Genomic DNA, 16,852 nt, shown 5'->3' on the forward strand with positions numbered 1-16,852 from the left:
CCCCCGGTATCCGATCCGAACACCCTATAAATAGAAGATCACATTTATCAACTACAAACCAAATTTCATGAAAAAATTAATCATACTTCTAGGATGTCTTTATCCATTCTTTCTCTTCGGACAAGGGAAAATATTCAATGGAGAAGTTGTATCCGATCAGGACAATCAACCCTTAGTCGGGGTAACCGTTCTGGAGAAAGGGACCTATAATGCCGTCATCACAGACGTAAACGGAAATTTCAATATCAAAACACAAGGAACGTCTCCTATCCTCGTCTTCAGTTTTGTCGGTATGATTACACAAGAGCATCCGGCAAAAACGGATATGAAAATCCGTTTGAAAGAAGACGTATTGCAACTGGAAGAAGTCATGGTAACGGCCTACGGAACATCGAAAAAGGCTTCCTTTACCGGATCGGCCTCTGTTATTGATAACAAAAAAATCGAAAAGTTACAGGTATCCAACATTTCCCAACTCCTGCAAGGAGCAGGATCAGGCGTACAGGTTATCGACAGCGACGGACAGCCGGGAAGCGACGCAACCATAAGGATACGGGGTATCAGTTCAATCAACGGAGTCAGCTCACCTTTATATGTTGTCGACGGAACTCCCTACGGAGGATACGTCAACGCCATCAACCCCAACGACATCGAAACCATCACCATTTTAAAGGATGCGTCTGCCACTGCCTTATACGGTTCACGTGCTGCCAGCGGCGTGGTACTGATTACAACCAAAAAAGGAAAAACGGAAAAACCGCAATTCAATTTCCGTTCCAGCTTCGGTTTTTCTCAATTGGCAGTAGACTTGCCGGAGGTTCTTTCTCCGCGGCAATACCACGAAATGGCCTGGGAAGCCATCCGCAACGGATATCTGGACAACGGCAACGGTGTCAGTTCCTACGCTGCGGCTTCATACGCCACAGAAAATCTGACCAACTATTTACGTATAAATGCCTATGACAACAACACACCTGTCGGTATTGACGGTAAACTTGTTCCGGGAAGTCAATACCTGTGGAAAGGTAACAGTTGGAAAGACGCCCTGTTTAAAAACCGCCTCCGCATGGAGATGAACGCAGATGTCAGCGGCTCTACCAAGACAACCGATTATTTTATCTCTCTGGGATATTTAGACGATAAAGGCTCTCTGACAGTATCCGAATTCAAGCGTTATTCAGGACGTGTAAATGTCAATACAAAAATCAGGGAATGGTTTGAAGTGGGTTTAAACACCTCCCTTGCACATTCCTTATATAACTCTCCGGATCAAAGCCGGGTCATCCGATTCGTCCGCGAAGTACCGGATATCTATCCGATTTATGAATGGGACAAGGAAAAACAAACATACAGAACAGATGAAAACGGCAACAGGATACTCGATTTCGGTTCCTACCGACCGACAACAGCCTGGCCCAATACCAACCCTTTGGGAGAAGCCCAATACGACCAAAGGTATTCCGAACTCGACAACGTCACCGCACGTCTTCAGGCTGGTATAAACCTTCCGTACAACATACAATTCAAAACAACCTTAGGTGTCGATTATTCCATCGGCAGCGGTTATGATTACTACAATAACCTGTACGGCTGGTCCGCCCAGACAGAAGGCAAATCTTCCAGAAGCAGAAACCGGTTTTTCGTCTACACATTCAACACGCTTTTGACTTGGGACAAACAATTCAACCAGCATCACATCAACATACTGGCCGGCCACGAAGCCTATTCCAGCCGTTCGAATTTCCTTTCAGGAGAAAAAGAACGCTTCCCCATGGGCGGCATTTATGAACTGAATGCAGCAGCTACGCTATTGAACGCTTCTTCTTCCGAAGACAACCTGAGACTGGAAAGCTGGCTGAGTAAAATCGAGTACGACTTTATGAACAAATACTATCTCTCCGGTAGTTTCCGCACCGACGGTTCTTCCCGCTTCAGCAAAGACCAAAGATGGGGTAACTTCTGGTCTGTAGGCGCCTCCTGGCGAATCTCGAACGAAGAATTCCTGAAAAATGTTTCCTGGATCAACAACCTCAAATTAAAAGCCAGTTACGGTTCACAGGGAAATGACAATATCGGCTCCCTGTACGGTTATCAGGGCACGTACACTTCCGGCTGGAACGATTACGACCATCCCGGCTACCTGGTCGGTTCACTACCTACTCCCAATCTACGATGGGAAAGCAACTACCAAATTAACATCGGTCTGGACGCCCGCCTCTGGAATCGCATTGATTTCTCATTCGAGTGGTATGACAGAACAACCAAAAATCTGCTCTTTTGGAGAGACCTGCCCCCTTCTACCGGTGTCGGAAGTATCAAAGACAATATCGGAGACGTGAGAAACCGGGGTATAGAATTACAAATCAACTCTGTAAACATCCTTACAAAAGACTTCCGTTGGGAAACCGATTTCAATCTTTCCCATTACCGGAATAAAATTCTCAAACTACCGATGGAAGAAAAGGTAAACGGATTACACAAATGGAAGGTAGGTAAATCTGTATACGATTTCTTTATGCCCGAATGGGCCGGCGTAGACCCGGACACCGGAGACGGTTACTTCTGGCAGGATGTATACGACCGGGATGCCAACAACCAATACATCACGAATGCAAACGGTGAAAAAGTAGTGGCAGGAAAGGTAAAAGTAACCAATTACAGCGATGCTACCCGCCATTATCAAAAATCAGCCCTTCCGAAAGTTTTCGGTGGATTTACCAATAATTTCTACTACCGGAATTTCGACCTTTCCGTTTTCCTGTATTACAGCATAGGCGGACAAGTCTATGACAGCGACTACGCCTCCATCATGCATACGGGAAGCAATATCGGTTACAACTGGAGCAAAGACCTGCTGAACCGCTGGACCCCCGACAACCGTCATACCAACGTACCACGGGCTACAACCTATTCCAACAATTGGAACAGCACGTCCACCCGCTTCCTGTATGATGCTTCCTATGTACGGGTAAAAAATATCACTTTCGGTTATCGTTTGCCGGCAAAATTGATGGAAAGATTTAACCTGAAATCTTTACGCATATATTTCAAAGGAGACAACCTGTTTACCTGGAGCAAACACAAAGGCATGGACCCGGAAACGGATATTTCCGGTGTCGCCAGCAACCGGCTGACGACCATGAGAAAAATTTCTTTCGGACTGGATCTGACTTTTTAACAAACCGGTATCCGGATTTTCAACGGAAACGGATAAAGAAAACCCATCCGAAATGTATCATTAATTTATTGTAGCGTATTTATTTAATGAAAGATCATGAAAACAAAGAATAACATCCGAATTACAGCGTATCTGTTTCTCTGTATGAGTCTCTTTTCCTGTTCGCAGGACTTTCTGGAGACCAAATCGAGCACAGATCTGGGCGACAAGCTGATTTACAAAACAACGGCTTCCACAAGAGGAGTTCTTTACGGTATATACAAATACATGCGTTCCTGGGGATGTACTCCTCATGTCCGGATGGATTGCTGCGGACTCCATACCAACCTCCTCACATTCGACGTCATGGGCACTGACATTACGATGCAACCGGGCACCTGGTACTGGTATGACTACGACTACTGGCATACCGGTAGTGAAACCGAATTCAAAACCGATCACTTCTGGCGCTTTTATTACATTATTATCAATAACTGCAACAACATTTTATTTTACATCGATGATGCAGAAGGACCGGTCAGTGAAAAAGAAGCCATTGCCGGAGAAGCCCGGGCACTCCGAGCATTTGCTTACTTTCACCTGATACAATTATACCAGCAGACTTATACAATTGCCAAACAGATGCCTGGTGTTCCTCTCTATACCACTCCGGCCAAAGGGAATGCGGAAAACAACCCCAGAGCCTCTGTCGAAAAAATCTATAAAGTCATCACGACCGATCTGGAAAAAGCCGTACTGTCCTTACCGACTCAAAGAGAAAGTAAATACTATATCAATGCGAATGTAGCCGCCGGTATACTGGCCCGGGTATACTTAACCATGGGAAGGTGGCATGAAGCAGCCGCAATGGCCCAACAGGCCCGGGCAGGTTATCCGCTGATGAGCGCCGAACAATGGACGGAGGGTTTCAACAACATGAGCAATCCCGAATGGATTTGGGGTATACATCAAACGTCTACCGAGAATGTCGGATGGGGGAGCACCTTTTCCATATTGGATTTTGAAAGAGGCGATCAAAAAAGTTTCAGGATAAACGATAAGCTGGTGGAAAAATACTCCGATACGGATGTGCGCGGAACATTGATTACACCGGTAGGAAGCCTGCTCGGCAACCGGAAATTCAGAGAGCCGGCTACACTGAATATCGGACACATGGTCCTGATGCGCTCCTCAGAAATGCTGTTGATAGAAGCAGAAGCTTCCGCCAAAGACGGGGACGAAACCCATGCCCAGGACCTGCTATATGAATTACAGGCCAAACGGGACCCCAATGCCCGAAAAACCGACCGAAAAGGTAACGAACTCATCGAATTGATATTACTGGAAAGAAGAAAAGAATTGTGGGCGGAAGGATTCAGTCTGTTCGATTTGCTCAGAAACCAAAAATCTCTTGTCAGAGAAGGAGATCATCAAAGTCTGAAAAATTTTCCGGCTAATTCCTGGAAATTTATTTTTCAGATTCCACGAAGCGAACTGGATGTCAACAAAGGTATTCTGCCCGAAGATCAAAATCCCAATACGGGGGTATACACCTATTAAACTTATTGATATTCAGGAAATAAATTATAAAACAACCGAACCAAATTTGAAAAATTATGAGAGCTATATTTCTACTTTTAAACTTCCTGGTTTGCTGGAATTTGATGGGATGCGACAAAGATTCTGAATCCGGCCCGGAGCCCTCGACTCCCCCTTCCGGAAATACCGTCGCCCAAGTATTCGGATTTACACTGAAAATCGCAACGGATTTTACCTGGAACAGCGAAACAGACAATGCATATCGCTATTTATCCAAAAATCTGGATGAACTGGGCAGCATTATCCCCGAGCCTGCCCTTCTCAAAATGAAAAAAATCACCTTCGTCATCCGGGATGCAAAGGACAAGCCCCTGATAGAATATTTATCAGACGATACGGAAAAAGCAGATACGATTATTTTCAACGATTTGCTTCAATACTATCAGACATCGTTGCAAAAACAACCTTCCCTTCTCCTTCATTTCCTGGCGCGGCAATACCAGCATCGTTACCTGTCCGCGTATACGGATAAAATCGAAGAAGCCTATCGGGAAGCCGTCGAATCGGGTATTTATACAAATATACCAGAAAACGGTTTGACATTCTCCGACCCTATCGGTTATTTTGCCGAGTTATCCGAAACCTACTGGGGAAAAAACAACGGATACCCCTGCGATTATCATGATTTGCAGCAATTCGATCCCAAGGGATTCGCCTTAATGGAATATTTCTGGGGAGAAAGAGCCATAAAACAATACAATCGTTATCAAATAAACGGATATGATGTTATGGTTTTGAAGACACATGAAAACAACCCTTTAACTGCCGAAGCCCTTCCTTTCCTGCAATCAAAATTGGAAGAAATCAACCGGCTTGTCCCCAGGGAATTTACCGATTTCTTTAAACGCCGCAAGATATGGATGGAAATCGGTTCCGGATCAACAATCGGAGGGGCTGCCGAATACCACCCCGACAGAGGCTGGCTCATCGATAACGGCAGATTACCTGAAAAATACAACTGTATAGAAATTTCCAACATGGAAAATTTTATCAAATGGTGTAAAGCCAACCAACCCATGATGATTTTACACGAATTGGCCCACATGTATCAATTGAATGCTTATAAAGACGGTATATTGATAACATCGGCCTTTGAACAGGCCCAAAATTCTCACATTTACGACCTGGTCGATTACAATACCGGAAACGAAATCGTCAAGCAAAAAGCTTACGCTATGGATAACGAGAAAGAATATTTCTCCGAAATTACAGAAGCTTACTTCGGGGAAAATGATTATTATCCGTTCCGCAAAGAACAATTGAAAACATTCGACCCTGTCGGCTATCAACTGATGGAATATATATGGAATCCGATCCATTTTAAAGAATAAAATGATTTCCGGAATAGCAAGTCATTCATCTATTCCATTATTTTGACCGTCACATAAAACAACGGCGATTGAAACTTTAAAATGTATCAATAATTATTTTAGGTTACATAAAACTCATGAATACGATAAAAATTCTTTCTTCCGAAGATATTAAAAACCTGGTATCTATGAAAGAAGCGATAAATACCATTGCAACGGCATTCTGCGATTTATCGGCTAAAAATGTAAATATGCCTTTACGGACAATAACGGATTTCGGGGAAAACGAGCTTACGCTTTTTTACAAGCCTTCACTCATGCCTTCCCTGCACTCTGTCGGCATCAAACTTTTGAGCCAATATAAAACGGGAGGTAAAAACGGGCATCCGACTATACAAGGAATTGTCGTTCTCATCGATCCCGAGAACAACACGACCCAAGCCATCCTAGACGGCACCTATCTGACAGCCCTGCGGACAGGAGCTGCCAGCGGTGTCGCCACCCGTGCCCTTTCCCGGGAAGACTCGGAAACATTCGTGCTTTTCGGAGCCGGAGCCCAAGGATATACCCAGTTCGAAGCCGTTTGTTGTGCCCGTAATATAAAAAAAGCCTATATCTTCGATATTAACAAAGAGGCCATCGACAGATTTATCCGGCATTACCAAAATCTCGGACAGGTCAGCTTATATCCGGGAGAAGACTTGTCCGTCCTTCCGGAAGCCGATATTATCAGCACCGTAACGAATTCGAAACAACCGTTATTTCCGCTTGAATTGCTGAAAAAAGGAGTACATATCAATGCCATCGGTTCCTACAATCCGAGTATGCACGAATTACCGACAAATATTTTCACGTCGGCTTCACTCTTTGTCGATCACAAAGACTCCTGTTTTTCGGAAAGCGGCGACATTATTATACCTTTATCCGAAGGTTTGTTGCCTCCGGAACATTATAAGGGGGAAATCGGAGAAGTTTTGCTGTCCCGGATTCCGGGACGTACTTCTCCGGAGGAAATTACTGTTTTCAAGAGCGTCGGAATTGCGATACAAGATTTAGCGGCTGCCAATTATGCCTACCGCCAAGCTTGTCAGCAAGGCATGGGAATCAATATTCAATTATAAAACAACGTCTAAATCCATTGACTTGTTAAACTCTGCGTTTCGTTTAAAATCAAATACACAGACATGATGGACCTACCGGTAAGTATTTTTAATGACGTTTTAGGCCCGGTAATGCGGGGGCCTTCGAGTTCACATACGGCAGCCGCTGCCAGAATCGGACAGCTGGCAAGGCAATTGGCCGGCGGAAAAATCCAAAAAGCAGTGGTCGAATTTACCCCGGACGGCTCGCTTGCCACAACTTACCATACCCAAGGTTCAGATATCGGCCTGGCAGGTGGATTGTTGGGGTTGTCCCTCTCTTCGCCCGAGCTGTTGAAGTCATTATCCCTGGCTGCACAAAACGGCCTGGATATCCAATTTCACATCCGGAAATATGAAGCGACACATCCCAACACTTACAAGCTTTCATTAACGACAAGCGATAGCTCGTCTTTCAGCCTGACGGCCCTATCTACCGGAGGAGGGATGATACAAATCACAGAGATTGACGGTTTTCCGGCAGAAATTTACGGCGACTATTGGGAACTGTTACTTTACCTGCCCGATACTCCCGGCGATATCAGCGAACAAGTGAAAAACAGCAGGATATTTCAGGACATTTCCCTCGAAAACCATACCATACATTGCCGAAATCAGGATCATCTCATCCACCTGAAATTTTCACAGGCATTGGAAGAAAAAACCATTGCCTGTATTACACGCCAATTCAACTGCAACAAATACAGGTACACCTCACCTGTATTACCCGTCACATCCGGATGCCGAAACCGGATCCTTTTCCATACGGCGGCCGAACTGGAAAATGCGTTTCCGAAGCCGGACACTCAATTGTGGGAAATGGCTTTGAAATACGAGTCCCAAAGAGGTAACATTTCAGAAGATGAAGTGTGGAAAATGGCGGCCGGCATTCTGAAAATAATGCGTCAGGCAGTCCAAAACGGACTACAAGGCACTTTTTATAAAAACCGGATTCTTCAGCAACAATCCCATCTAATGGAGAATGCTGCTGCCCGCCTATTACAAGCTCCTCTGATCAATAAAATTTCCCAATATACGATGGCCGTGATGGAGACAAAAAGCGCTTTCGGTACTATCGTTGCTGCCCCAACCGCCGGCTCCTGTGCCGCAATCCCCGGAGCCATTTTAGGAAGCGCCGACTGCTGTGGCTTTACGGAAGAAGATTGCATCAAAGCCTTACTTGCCGCAGGTATTGTAGGTGTGCTCATCGCTCAACGATCCACCTTCTCCGCAGAAGTCGCAGGCTGTCAGGCAGAATGCGGATCAGCTTCCGGCATGGCCGCCGCCGCGATAGTACAGTTAATGGGAGGCTCTGCCCGGACAGCCCTGCAAGCCAGTTCTTTCGCCCTACAAAATATCTTCGGAATGGTTTGCGATCCTGTCGCAAACCGGGTAGAAGTACCTTGCCTGGGTAAGAATATCCTGGCTGCAACAAACGGATTCACCGCAGCAAATCTCATCACTGCCGGCGTAAATGCCGTTCTTCCTCTGGATGAAGTCATTGCTGCAATGGACGAAGTCGGACGTTCACTTCCGGCAAAACTTCGTTGTACAGCACTGGGTGGATTATCCGTCACCCCGACCTCCCTGGCGATCGAAAAACAATTAAAAAATTTGGACGAATAACGACTAACTATGCCAAGACCTATGAAAACATTCTTCTATCTCTTCTGCCTATGTACTTTTCTATGGACGTTACCCTGTATTTCTCCGGCACAATCGCCGATAAATAACGATATCATCGAAAAAGTACAAACAGAGTTGGAAAAACAACACGGACAAAGCGAAACAGAACGTATCCGTAAAGGAGTATCGCAACTGGCCCGGAATTGGCGGTCCGGCGACGGTACGGAACAAGAGTTTGCTGATTTTTGCCTCCGGTACTTCATGAGCGGCAATACCCTGCATTCCAATTTCAGACGAATCATCGACAACCTGACTTACATGGAAGGCATGTTGTATAAAATCTCGACCCTTTTTCACGAATCGGATTATTATACGGATACCCCTAAACTCGAGGCCGACGACTACCTGCAACGTATCCTCCCCGGTTCTGACCATTACTCTGCAAAATTCGCCCATTATGTACAACTCAATTTTCCCTATTACACCTTTGCAGAGAAACAACGGCATTGCCGGGAATGGACCCGGGAAAAATGGGCCATGGTTTGCCTCGGTGACTCTTATGCTTTTCGGCACGACCGATTTTCTTCAAATCCGTTTACGGAAAAAGCCAACCATTTCAAGCGCTATATGGAGCATTATTTTTTCAGCATAGATCGCATTACCGATAAAAAAGGGAAATACCTGTATACCGACGAAATAGCTTTACATTGCCACCGGGGTCTCAGAGATCAGATCAAACAAGAATATACTGCTCCCGGCGGAACCTCCCGCCAGGAACTGTTATACGCGATCGCTGAAAATGCAACGACAGGAAACATTCCCGTACTTTTCCTTAAAGATACAACAACCCGCTGGAACCCTTCGGCAGGCAAGCTATACAAAATGGAAAACGGGAAACAAAAGGAAATCAAAAACTATGAAACAGAAAACCTTCACCGTTATGCCGGCCTTCTGGCTTGTATGAAGGAAAAAATGTTCACGGACCAGAGTTATACCCCCCAAACGACAACAATTCAACGCACTTTCGACAAAAGCTCCGTCTCTCTTGAAAAAACAGAAACACTGATCCGCAATTTTCTGGCAGATCCTCTTCTGTCCGAAATCGGTAGAATCATTGAAAAACGATTGGGACGAAAACTCCGGCCTTACGATATCTGGTACAGCGGTTTTCAAGAACAATCCGCATTTTCTGCCGTCTATCTGGATTCTCTGACGCATTCCCGTTATCCGGATCCTCAAACTTTCCGAAAAGATTTACCGAATCTGCTTATAAAAATGGGAATCCATCCCCAAGACGCTCACTTTATCGGCTCGCATATCTCAGTACGCCCCGTCGTATCCGGAGGCTACTCCTCTCAGCCCTCTCTGCCGGGAGATACTGCTCTCCTGACCACAATGTTCGGCAAGCAGGGATTGGATTATAAAGCTTTTCGTGTCAGCATGCACGAATTAGGTCATTGCATATGCGGTGTGTTTTGTACAAACAATATCGACTATTTCCGTTTGGCAGGCGTACCTTGTGATGCTATCACGGAAGCATTCGCCGAATTATTTGCCTATAAAAATGCAGAAGCACTGGATTTGCATCCCTCCTCTCCGGATGAAAAACAACACCTGCTCAATCTGGCTACCATTTGGTATCTGCTGGAAATGGGAGGACAGACCCTGACCGAGATAGAAACCTGGAAATGGTTATACGCCCATCCGGAAGCAACTGCGCAGGAACTGAAAGAAGCCGTACTTCATATCAGCAGTACGATTTGGAACACGTATTTTTCAAAAATATTCCACATCCGGGATCAGCATATCCTGTCGATCTATAATCACTATATTACGGGGGATTTATACCTGTACAATTACTTTTTAGGAAATGTTATCATGTACCAACTTCACAAAACTTCGGTTTCGTCAGATTTAACCGAAGAACTGAAAAAAGCCTGCCGGGAAGGATGTACACTAACCGATCTGTGGATGGAAAAGGCCGTAAGTGCCCCTGTTTCAACAGAATTTCTTATGCAGGATGCCCTGAAAGCCATTGAATATTTTAATACTTCTTCAAGAAAATAAACCCTGCTGCAAAGGCAATGTTGAAAAAATATTTTTTATAATTGCATGAAATATCGTACAACTTTAGAACAATAAACAGTGTAACACCAAACGCCGGTATACGTATACACCATACATATACCGGCAATATTTAGCCGAATATTGTTTTTGAACATTTATTTCACTATATGGATTCACTATACTTCAAAGTTACATTACATCAACAAGAATCTTTGAAGATTGAAGAATGGGAACTTCCACATTTTTATTCTTTATTGCATTTTCATCCGGAATATCAATTGACAATTATCCGGAAAAGCAATGGTTTTCTATTTGTAGCTGATAAAATGTACAGATTTTCTCCGGGAGACATATTTATCATCGGCCCCAATATTCCACATGTATTTCAAAACGACGATACCTATCACGATAACTCTGTTCCCAAAGTAGATGCCGTATCCATCTTTTTTACGGAAAAATCGTTCGGAGAAGGTCTGTTCTCAATTCCCGAAGCCGGTCGTATAAAAGAACTGCTCCATAAATCGATATACGGGATCAAATTGTCTTGCAGTCATCACGGGGAACTCCGCCTTATCTTAAACGACATCGGACAAAAGAAAGGTTTCGACCGGATATTGGATTTATTAAAGGTATTGAATGAATTATCACTTTCCAAAGAGCTGGAGATGATTTCCTTATTACAAACACCCACTCTAAAGCAAAAAGACGAATGCTCTAAAATCAACACCGTTTACGAATACGTATTAAAAAATTATCACAACCCGATACACCTCAATGAGATTTCTGCTTTGGTAAACATGTCTCATTACAGCTTTTGTAAATTTTTCAAACAGCGGACAACAAAAACCTTTGTGCAGTTTCTCACGGAAGTGAGAATCGGAATGGCATGTAAACACTTGGTCGAAGGCAAAATGAACATTACGGAAATTGCTTACCAATCCGGATTCAGTAATTTATCCAACTTCATCCGTCAATTTAAAAAACTCATCGGATCAACCCCTTCCGAATACCAAAAAAAAATCAACGAACACCAAGTCTGAATGAATTTTAGATCAGACACACAAGCCAACCCGCTGAATTATGAAATCAACTCTTCAGAATGAATCAATCAAAAATCGTAAATCGTAAATCGTAAATCTAAAATTTACGAGTGTTCATTTCTCCATAACCCCGTTATTACAAAAGATTTTTTACTTTCTGTTTTTTTCTTTACTTTTACAAATTGATTAAAAACATAAAGGTATGCATTTTTCATACCTCATTCAATATCGTAAAATAAAAGAAGATCATGGAGCAGAAATTGACGATATATAACACCATGTCGCGCCGGAAAGAGGAGTTTCAACCGTTAAATCCGCCTTTCGTAGGCTTGTATGTCTGCGGTCCGACAGTGTACGGTGATGCACATCTGGGACATGCCCGGCCAGCCATTACCTTCGATATCTTATTCCGGTATTTGCAATATTTGGGATATAAGGTGCGATACATCCGGAACATTACGGACGTCGGTCATCTGACGAATGACAGCGATGACGGGGAAGACAAAATCGAGAAAAAAGCCAGGCTCGACCGGCTGGAACCCATGGAGATTGTCCAATTCTATACCAACCGTTACCACAAAAATATGGAACAGTTGAACACCTTGCCGCCGAGCATCGAACCACATGCATCCGGACATATCATCGAGCAACAGGCGTTGGTAAAAAAAATTCTGGAAAATGGCTTTGCCTACGAGAGCGAAGGCAGCATATACTTCGATGTCGAAGCTTATAATAAAAAATACCAATACGGAAAACTCTCCGGACGAAAAGTAGAAGAGTTGTTCGCCAACACCCGTCAACTCGACGGACAAAACGAAAAGCGCAATCCTTACGATTTTGCATTGTGGAAAAAAGCGACTCCGGAACACATCATGCGCTGGCCTTCTCCATGGAGTGAAGGTTTCCCTGGATGGCACCTGGAATGTTCGTGTATGAGCCAAAAATACCTGGGAGATACGTTCGACATTCACGGTGGCGGACTCGATTTGCAATTTCCTCACCACGAATGCGAAATCGCCCAGAGTACCGCTGCCTACGGACACGAGGCTGTCCGTTACTGGATGCACAACAATATGGTAACCATCAACGGGCAGAAAATGGGAAAATCGTTAGGGAATTTCATCACTCTGGACCAATTGTTCAATGGCGAAAATGACGTTTTGGAGCAGGCTTATTCTCCGATGACCGTTCGCTTTTTTATCTTACAGGCACATTACCGCAGCCCGCTCGATTTCTCCAACGAAGCATTGAAAGCAGCGGAAAAAGGTTACGAACGTTTGATGGCAGCCGTTGAGGTTTTGAACAAACTGACTCCGTCTACTCAAAATACGGTCGATGTGGAAGAATTGTGGACCAAATGCACAGAAGCGATGAGCGATGACCTGAATACCCCCATATTGATCTCTCAATTGTTCGAAGGCGTACGCATCATCAATTCGATTGCAGCCGGAAAAGAGCAGATCAATCGGGCCAACCTGGATCGCCTGAAAAAACTGTACCACGACTTTGTATTCGATATCCTCGGACTGAAAGCAGAAACCGAGTCAATAGGCAAAGACCATGAAGCGCTCGGTAAAGTTCTGGATATGGTTATGTCTATCCGTACAGAGGCAAAGCAAAAAAAAGACTGGGCTACGTCCGACAAAATCCGGGATGATCTGAAAAATGCCGGCGTCAACATAAAAGACACGAAAGACGGTTATGAATGGAACATCGAATAATTTTACAGTTGAAATTATTCAATATTAATTTTAGATTTACGATTTAGGATTTTTTCAGAAATTCGGGCCGGAGGGAATATAATCTGAAATCGTAAATCTGAAATTACAATATGCACGACTTAATATAAATGAGTATGCCGTACCTGTTTATCTGTATTGTACTTCTTCTGTTTTCTTGCGGTAACAATCCATCGGAAAAGAAAACGGCTGCCCCTCCGGTGCCAGCCGGTACTCCTAAAGAAAATATCAAATATGTCAACGGCATAAAAATCGAGACTCCGGCCAAACAAGAAAATTTCCGGTTTCACGATCCTGTAAATCTCTCGTTTACAGCTAAAGAACGGTTTGAAGTCGATTCGGCACACATCTTTCTGAACGGGAAACAGATCGGAACGACAGGAAAAGGTATACAAACGTTCAGTTTTACGGTTCCGACAAGTAAAGTCGGTCCTTCTACCCTTAAAGTGACGGTCTTTCATCCGGATAACAAAAGAAGCATAAGCACGCAAACCATTGTTGTAAAACCGGACAAAGCCCCCCGTAAATATACCTATGATGTCGTAAAAACATACACTCACGATCCGAAAGCTTATACCCAAGGCTTAGTCTATCAGGACGGATTTCTATATGAAAGCACCGGGCAATACGGCGAATCCGGTATCCGGAAGACAGACATGAATACCGGAAAAATCCTTTCCACATTAAACATAGACAGTAAGTTTTTCGGAGAAGGCATAACCATCTACAAAGACAAGATATATCAATTGACCTGGACCTCCCGGAAAGGATTCATCTACGACGTCAAAAGCTTTTCCCTGGAATCCACCTTCAACTATAACACACAAGGCTGGGGTATTACAACTATGGGAGAAAAACTGATCATGAGCGACGGAAGTAACAAATTATTTCACATCGCCCCTTCTTCTTTCAATGTAATAAAAGAAACAGAAGTATATGACAACAACGGACCGGTAGACCGGCTCAACGAATTGGAATATATCGACGGGCTGATCTGGGCAAACGTGTGGATGCAGGACCGCATCGTACTGATAGACCCGGAAAGTGGTGAGATAAAGGGGGAGATCGATTTAAGCCGGATATTATCTCCGAATGAAAGGAATAATTTGGGCGACAGTGATAATGTATTGAACGGTATCGCCTGGAATCCCGGAAAAAAAACAGTATATGTCACAGGCAAACGCTGGCCGAAGATGTTTGAATTGAAAATCAGAGGTCAGGCAAAATAATAGTGTGCAATCATTTATGATTTACGACTCATCTCTTTATCCTAAAACCGGTTTGCAGGTTCAATTTAAGTCGTAAATCCAACATCGTAAATTTCGAATCATGGACGTCAAGATTGAAGAATCCTGGAAAGAATTGTTAAAAGACGAGTTTGAAAAACCGTATTTCGCAGAATTGATCGCTTTTGTCAAAGAAGAATATAAAACGCAACGTATCTATCCGCCCGGAAAGCTGATATTCAATGCGTTCAACCATTGTCCGGTAGATAAAACCAAAGTCGTTATTCTGGGACAGGACCCTTATCACGGCCCGGGACAAGCTCACGGACTTTGTTTCTCCGTTCCGGAAGGCATCGAGCAGCCGCCTTCTTTACAGAACATTTTTAAAGAGATCCGGGACGATCTCGGGACGACCGTTCCCGTTTCCGGCAACCTGGAACGCTGGGCTGACCAGGGGGTCTTACTGCTCAACGCAACCTTAACCGTAAGGGCTCATTGCGCCGGTTCTCATCAGAATAAAGGCTGGGAAACATTCACAGATGCTGTTATTCAACGGCTCGCTGCAACCAAAAGCAATCTGGTTTTCCTGTTATGGGGGTCATACGCTCAACGCAAAGGTGCCTTTATCAACACCCAAAACAACCTGGTTCTGAAATGTGTTCATCCCTCTCCCCTTTCCGCCAACCGTGGGGGTTGGTTCGGCAACCATCAATTCAGCCGGACAAACCAATATCTCCGGGAACACGGTCTGGAAGAAATCAAGTGGTAAAAGAGATATTCCGGACCCTTTTGCCCCTGCTTTGTCCGAAAACGAGTGAGTAGTTTTTTACTTTATTTTATACGATTCTTTATCAGGAATTTCCTATTTTTGATGCAAAATTCAATTATTTAATACACAAGCTATGGTTAACTACAAAGAATTAGGGCTGGTTAATACCAGAGAAATGTTTAAAAAAGCAATGGCAGGCAAATATGCAATTGCTGCTTTCAACTTCAATAATATGGAGCAAATGCAGGCAATTATACAGGCTGCCGTTGAATGTAAATCACCGGTGATCTTACAGGTATCCAGTGGTGCGCGCAAATATGCTAATCAGACTCTTCTTCGTTATATGGCCCAGGGAGCAGTAGAATATGCAAAAGAATTAGGCTTGCATATTCCGATCACTCTTCACCTGGATCACGGTGACAGCTTCGAACTTTGCAAAAGCTGTATCGACATGGGATTTTCATCTGTCATGATCGACGGTTCACATTTCCCCTATGACGAAAACGTAGCTTTAACGAGAAAAGTAGTAGACTATGCACACCAGCACGATGTAACCGTTGAAGGTGAGTTAGGTGTGTTAGCCGGTGTTGAAGATGAAGTATCGGCAGAACATCATACCTATACCCGTCCGGAAGAAGTAGAAGATTTCGTAAGTAAAACCGGTGTTGATTCATTGGCTATTTCAATCGGAACCTCTCACGGAGCGAACAAATTCAAACCGGAACAATGTACCCGCAATGCTGACGGTATTCTGGTTCCTCCTCCATTACGCTTCGACATTTTACAAGAAATTGAAAAACGTATTCCGGGCTTCCCGATCGTTCTCCACGGTTCTTCTTCTGTTCCGCAGGACAAAGTGGCCATTATCAACAAATACGGCGGTGCATTGAAAGATGCAATCGGTATTCCGGAAGAACAACTGCGCGAAGCAGCCAAATCATCCGTATGTAAAATCAACATCGACTCTGACGGTCGTTTGGCAATGACTGCCGCTATCCGCGAAATCTTCGCCACCAAACCGGCAGAATTCGACCCGAGAAAATACCTCGGACCGGCCCGCGACTCTTTAAGAGAACTCTACAAGCACAAACTGATCAATGTATTAGGAAGTGCTAATACAGTCGGATAAATCACCCAGATAACACCGGTTTTCTCCGGTGTTATTTTTTTAGGTAACTGA

At 44.1% G+C, this 16,852-nt stretch carries 11 protein-coding genes; all 11 read left to right on the top strand.

Going from position 1 to position 16,852, the window contains the following annotated elements; genetic code table 11:
• The first annotated feature begins 67 nt into the window (after window positions 1-67).
• The 11 genes from BN8908_RS13525 to BN8908_RS13575 all read left to right on the top strand — a co-directional run bounded on the left by BN8908_RS13525 (window position 68) and on the right by BN8908_RS13575 (window position 16,801).
• Window positions 68-3,178 (top strand): SusC/RagA family TonB-linked outer membrane protein, encoded by a 3,111-nt coding sequence (locus BN8908_RS13525; protein ID WP_021989367.1) that lies wholly within the window; start codon window positions 68-70, stop codon window positions 3,176-3,178.
• A 96-nt stretch (window positions 3,179-3,274) separates the two neighbouring features.
• Entirely contained in the window at window positions 3,275-4,717 is a 1,443-nt protein-coding gene (locus BN8908_RS13530; RefSeq protein ID WP_021989368.1) for a RagB/SusD family nutrient uptake outer membrane protein, read from the top strand.
• A 56-nt stretch (window positions 4,718-4,773) separates the two neighbouring features.
• Entirely contained in the window at window positions 4,774-6,087 is a 1,314-nt protein-coding gene (locus tag BN8908_RS13535) for a hypothetical protein (protein ID WP_148453333.1), read from the top strand.
• Window positions 6,088-6,203: 116 nt separating this feature from the next.
• Window positions 6,204-7,187, top strand: coding sequence for an ornithine cyclodeaminase family protein (locus BN8908_RS13540; RefSeq protein WP_021989370.1), 984 nt, complete (start codon window positions 6,204-6,206; stop codon window positions 7,185-7,187).
• A 63-nt stretch (window positions 7,188-7,250) separates the two neighbouring features.
• A complete protein-coding gene (locus tag BN8908_RS13545) occupies window positions 7,251-8,831 on the top strand; it encodes an L-serine ammonia-lyase, iron-sulfur-dependent, subunit alpha (protein WP_021989371.1) in 1,581 nt (526 codons plus the stop codon).
• Window positions 8,832-8,852: 21 nt separating this feature from the next.
• Window positions 8,853-10,898, top strand: coding sequence for a hypothetical protein (locus tag BN8908_RS13550; RefSeq protein ID WP_068691154.1), 2,046 nt, complete (start codon window positions 8,853-8,855; stop codon window positions 10,896-10,898).
• Between the two features lie 167 nt (window positions 10,899-11,065).
• Window positions 11,066-11,938: an AraC family transcriptional regulator gene (locus tag BN8908_RS13555; RefSeq protein WP_021989373.1), complete on the top strand. Its 873-nt coding sequence runs from the start codon at window positions 11,066-11,068 to the stop codon at window positions 11,936-11,938.
• A 248-nt stretch (window positions 11,939-12,186) separates the two neighbouring features.
• Window positions 12,187-13,659, top strand: a complete 1,473-nt coding sequence (cysS, locus tag BN8908_RS13560) for a cysteine--tRNA ligase (protein ID WP_021989374.1) — start codon at window positions 12,187-12,189, stop codon at window positions 13,657-13,659.
• Between the two features lie 134 nt (window positions 13,660-13,793).
• Complete coding sequence (locus BN8908_RS13565) at window positions 13,794-14,906, top strand: glutaminyl-peptide cyclotransferase (RefSeq protein ID WP_068691156.1); 1,113 nt, start codon at window positions 13,794-13,796, stop codon at window positions 14,904-14,906.
• A gap of 100 nt (window positions 14,907-15,006) precedes the next feature.
• Complete coding sequence (locus tag BN8908_RS13570; protein ID WP_021989376.1) at window positions 15,007-15,672, top strand: uracil-DNA glycosylase; 666 nt, start codon at window positions 15,007-15,009, stop codon at window positions 15,670-15,672.
• Between the two features lie 133 nt (window positions 15,673-15,805).
• On the top strand, window positions 15,806-16,801 hold the full coding sequence (locus tag BN8908_RS13575) for a class II fructose-bisphosphate aldolase (protein WP_021989377.1): 996 nt from the start codon (window positions 15,806-15,808) through the stop codon (window positions 16,799-16,801).
• Window positions 16,802-16,852: the final 51 nt, after the last annotated feature.

Source organism: Culturomica massiliensis (assembly GCF_900091655.1).
Lineage (GTDB): Bacteria > Bacteroidota > Bacteroidia > Bacteroidales > Marinifilaceae > Culturomica > Culturomica massiliensis.

What these genes read in the sequence shown, in the direction of transcription:
- BN8908_RS13535 (WP_148453333.1), top strand. Translation starts at nt 4,774, where the DNA reads ATGAGAGCTATATTTCTACTTTTAAACTTCCTGGTTTGCTGGAATTTG.
- cysS (WP_021989374.1), top strand. Translation starts at nt 12,187, where the DNA reads ATGGAGCAGAAATTGACGATATATAACACCATGTCGCGCCGGAAAGAG.
- BN8908_RS13555 (WP_021989373.1), top strand. Translation starts at nt 11,066, where the DNA reads ATGGATTCACTATACTTCAAAGTTACATTACATCAACAAGAATCTTTG.
- BN8908_RS13540 (WP_021989370.1), top strand. Translation starts at nt 6,204, where the DNA reads ATGAATACGATAAAAATTCTTTCTTCCGAAGATATTAAAAACCTGGTA.
- BN8908_RS13545 (WP_021989371.1), top strand. Translation starts at nt 7,251, where the DNA reads ATGATGGACCTACCGGTAAGTATTTTTAATGACGTTTTAGGCCCGGTA.
- BN8908_RS13550 (WP_068691154.1), top strand. Translation starts at nt 8,853, where the DNA reads ATGAAAACATTCTTCTATCTCTTCTGCCTATGTACTTTTCTATGGACG.
- BN8908_RS13525 (WP_021989367.1), top strand. Translation starts at nt 68, where the DNA reads ATGAAAAAATTAATCATACTTCTAGGATGTCTTTATCCATTCTTTCTC.
- BN8908_RS13530 (WP_021989368.1), top strand. Translation starts at nt 3,275, where the DNA reads ATGAAAACAAAGAATAACATCCGAATTACAGCGTATCTGTTTCTCTGT.
- BN8908_RS13570 (WP_021989376.1), top strand. Translation starts at nt 15,007, where the DNA reads ATGGACGTCAAGATTGAAGAATCCTGGAAAGAATTGTTAAAAGACGAG.
- BN8908_RS13575 (WP_021989377.1), top strand. Translation starts at nt 15,806, where the DNA reads ATGGTTAACTACAAAGAATTAGGGCTGGTTAATACCAGAGAAATGTTT.
- BN8908_RS13565 (WP_068691156.1), top strand. Translation starts at nt 13,794, where the DNA reads ATGCCGTACCTGTTTATCTGTATTGTACTTCTTCTGTTTTCTTGCGGT.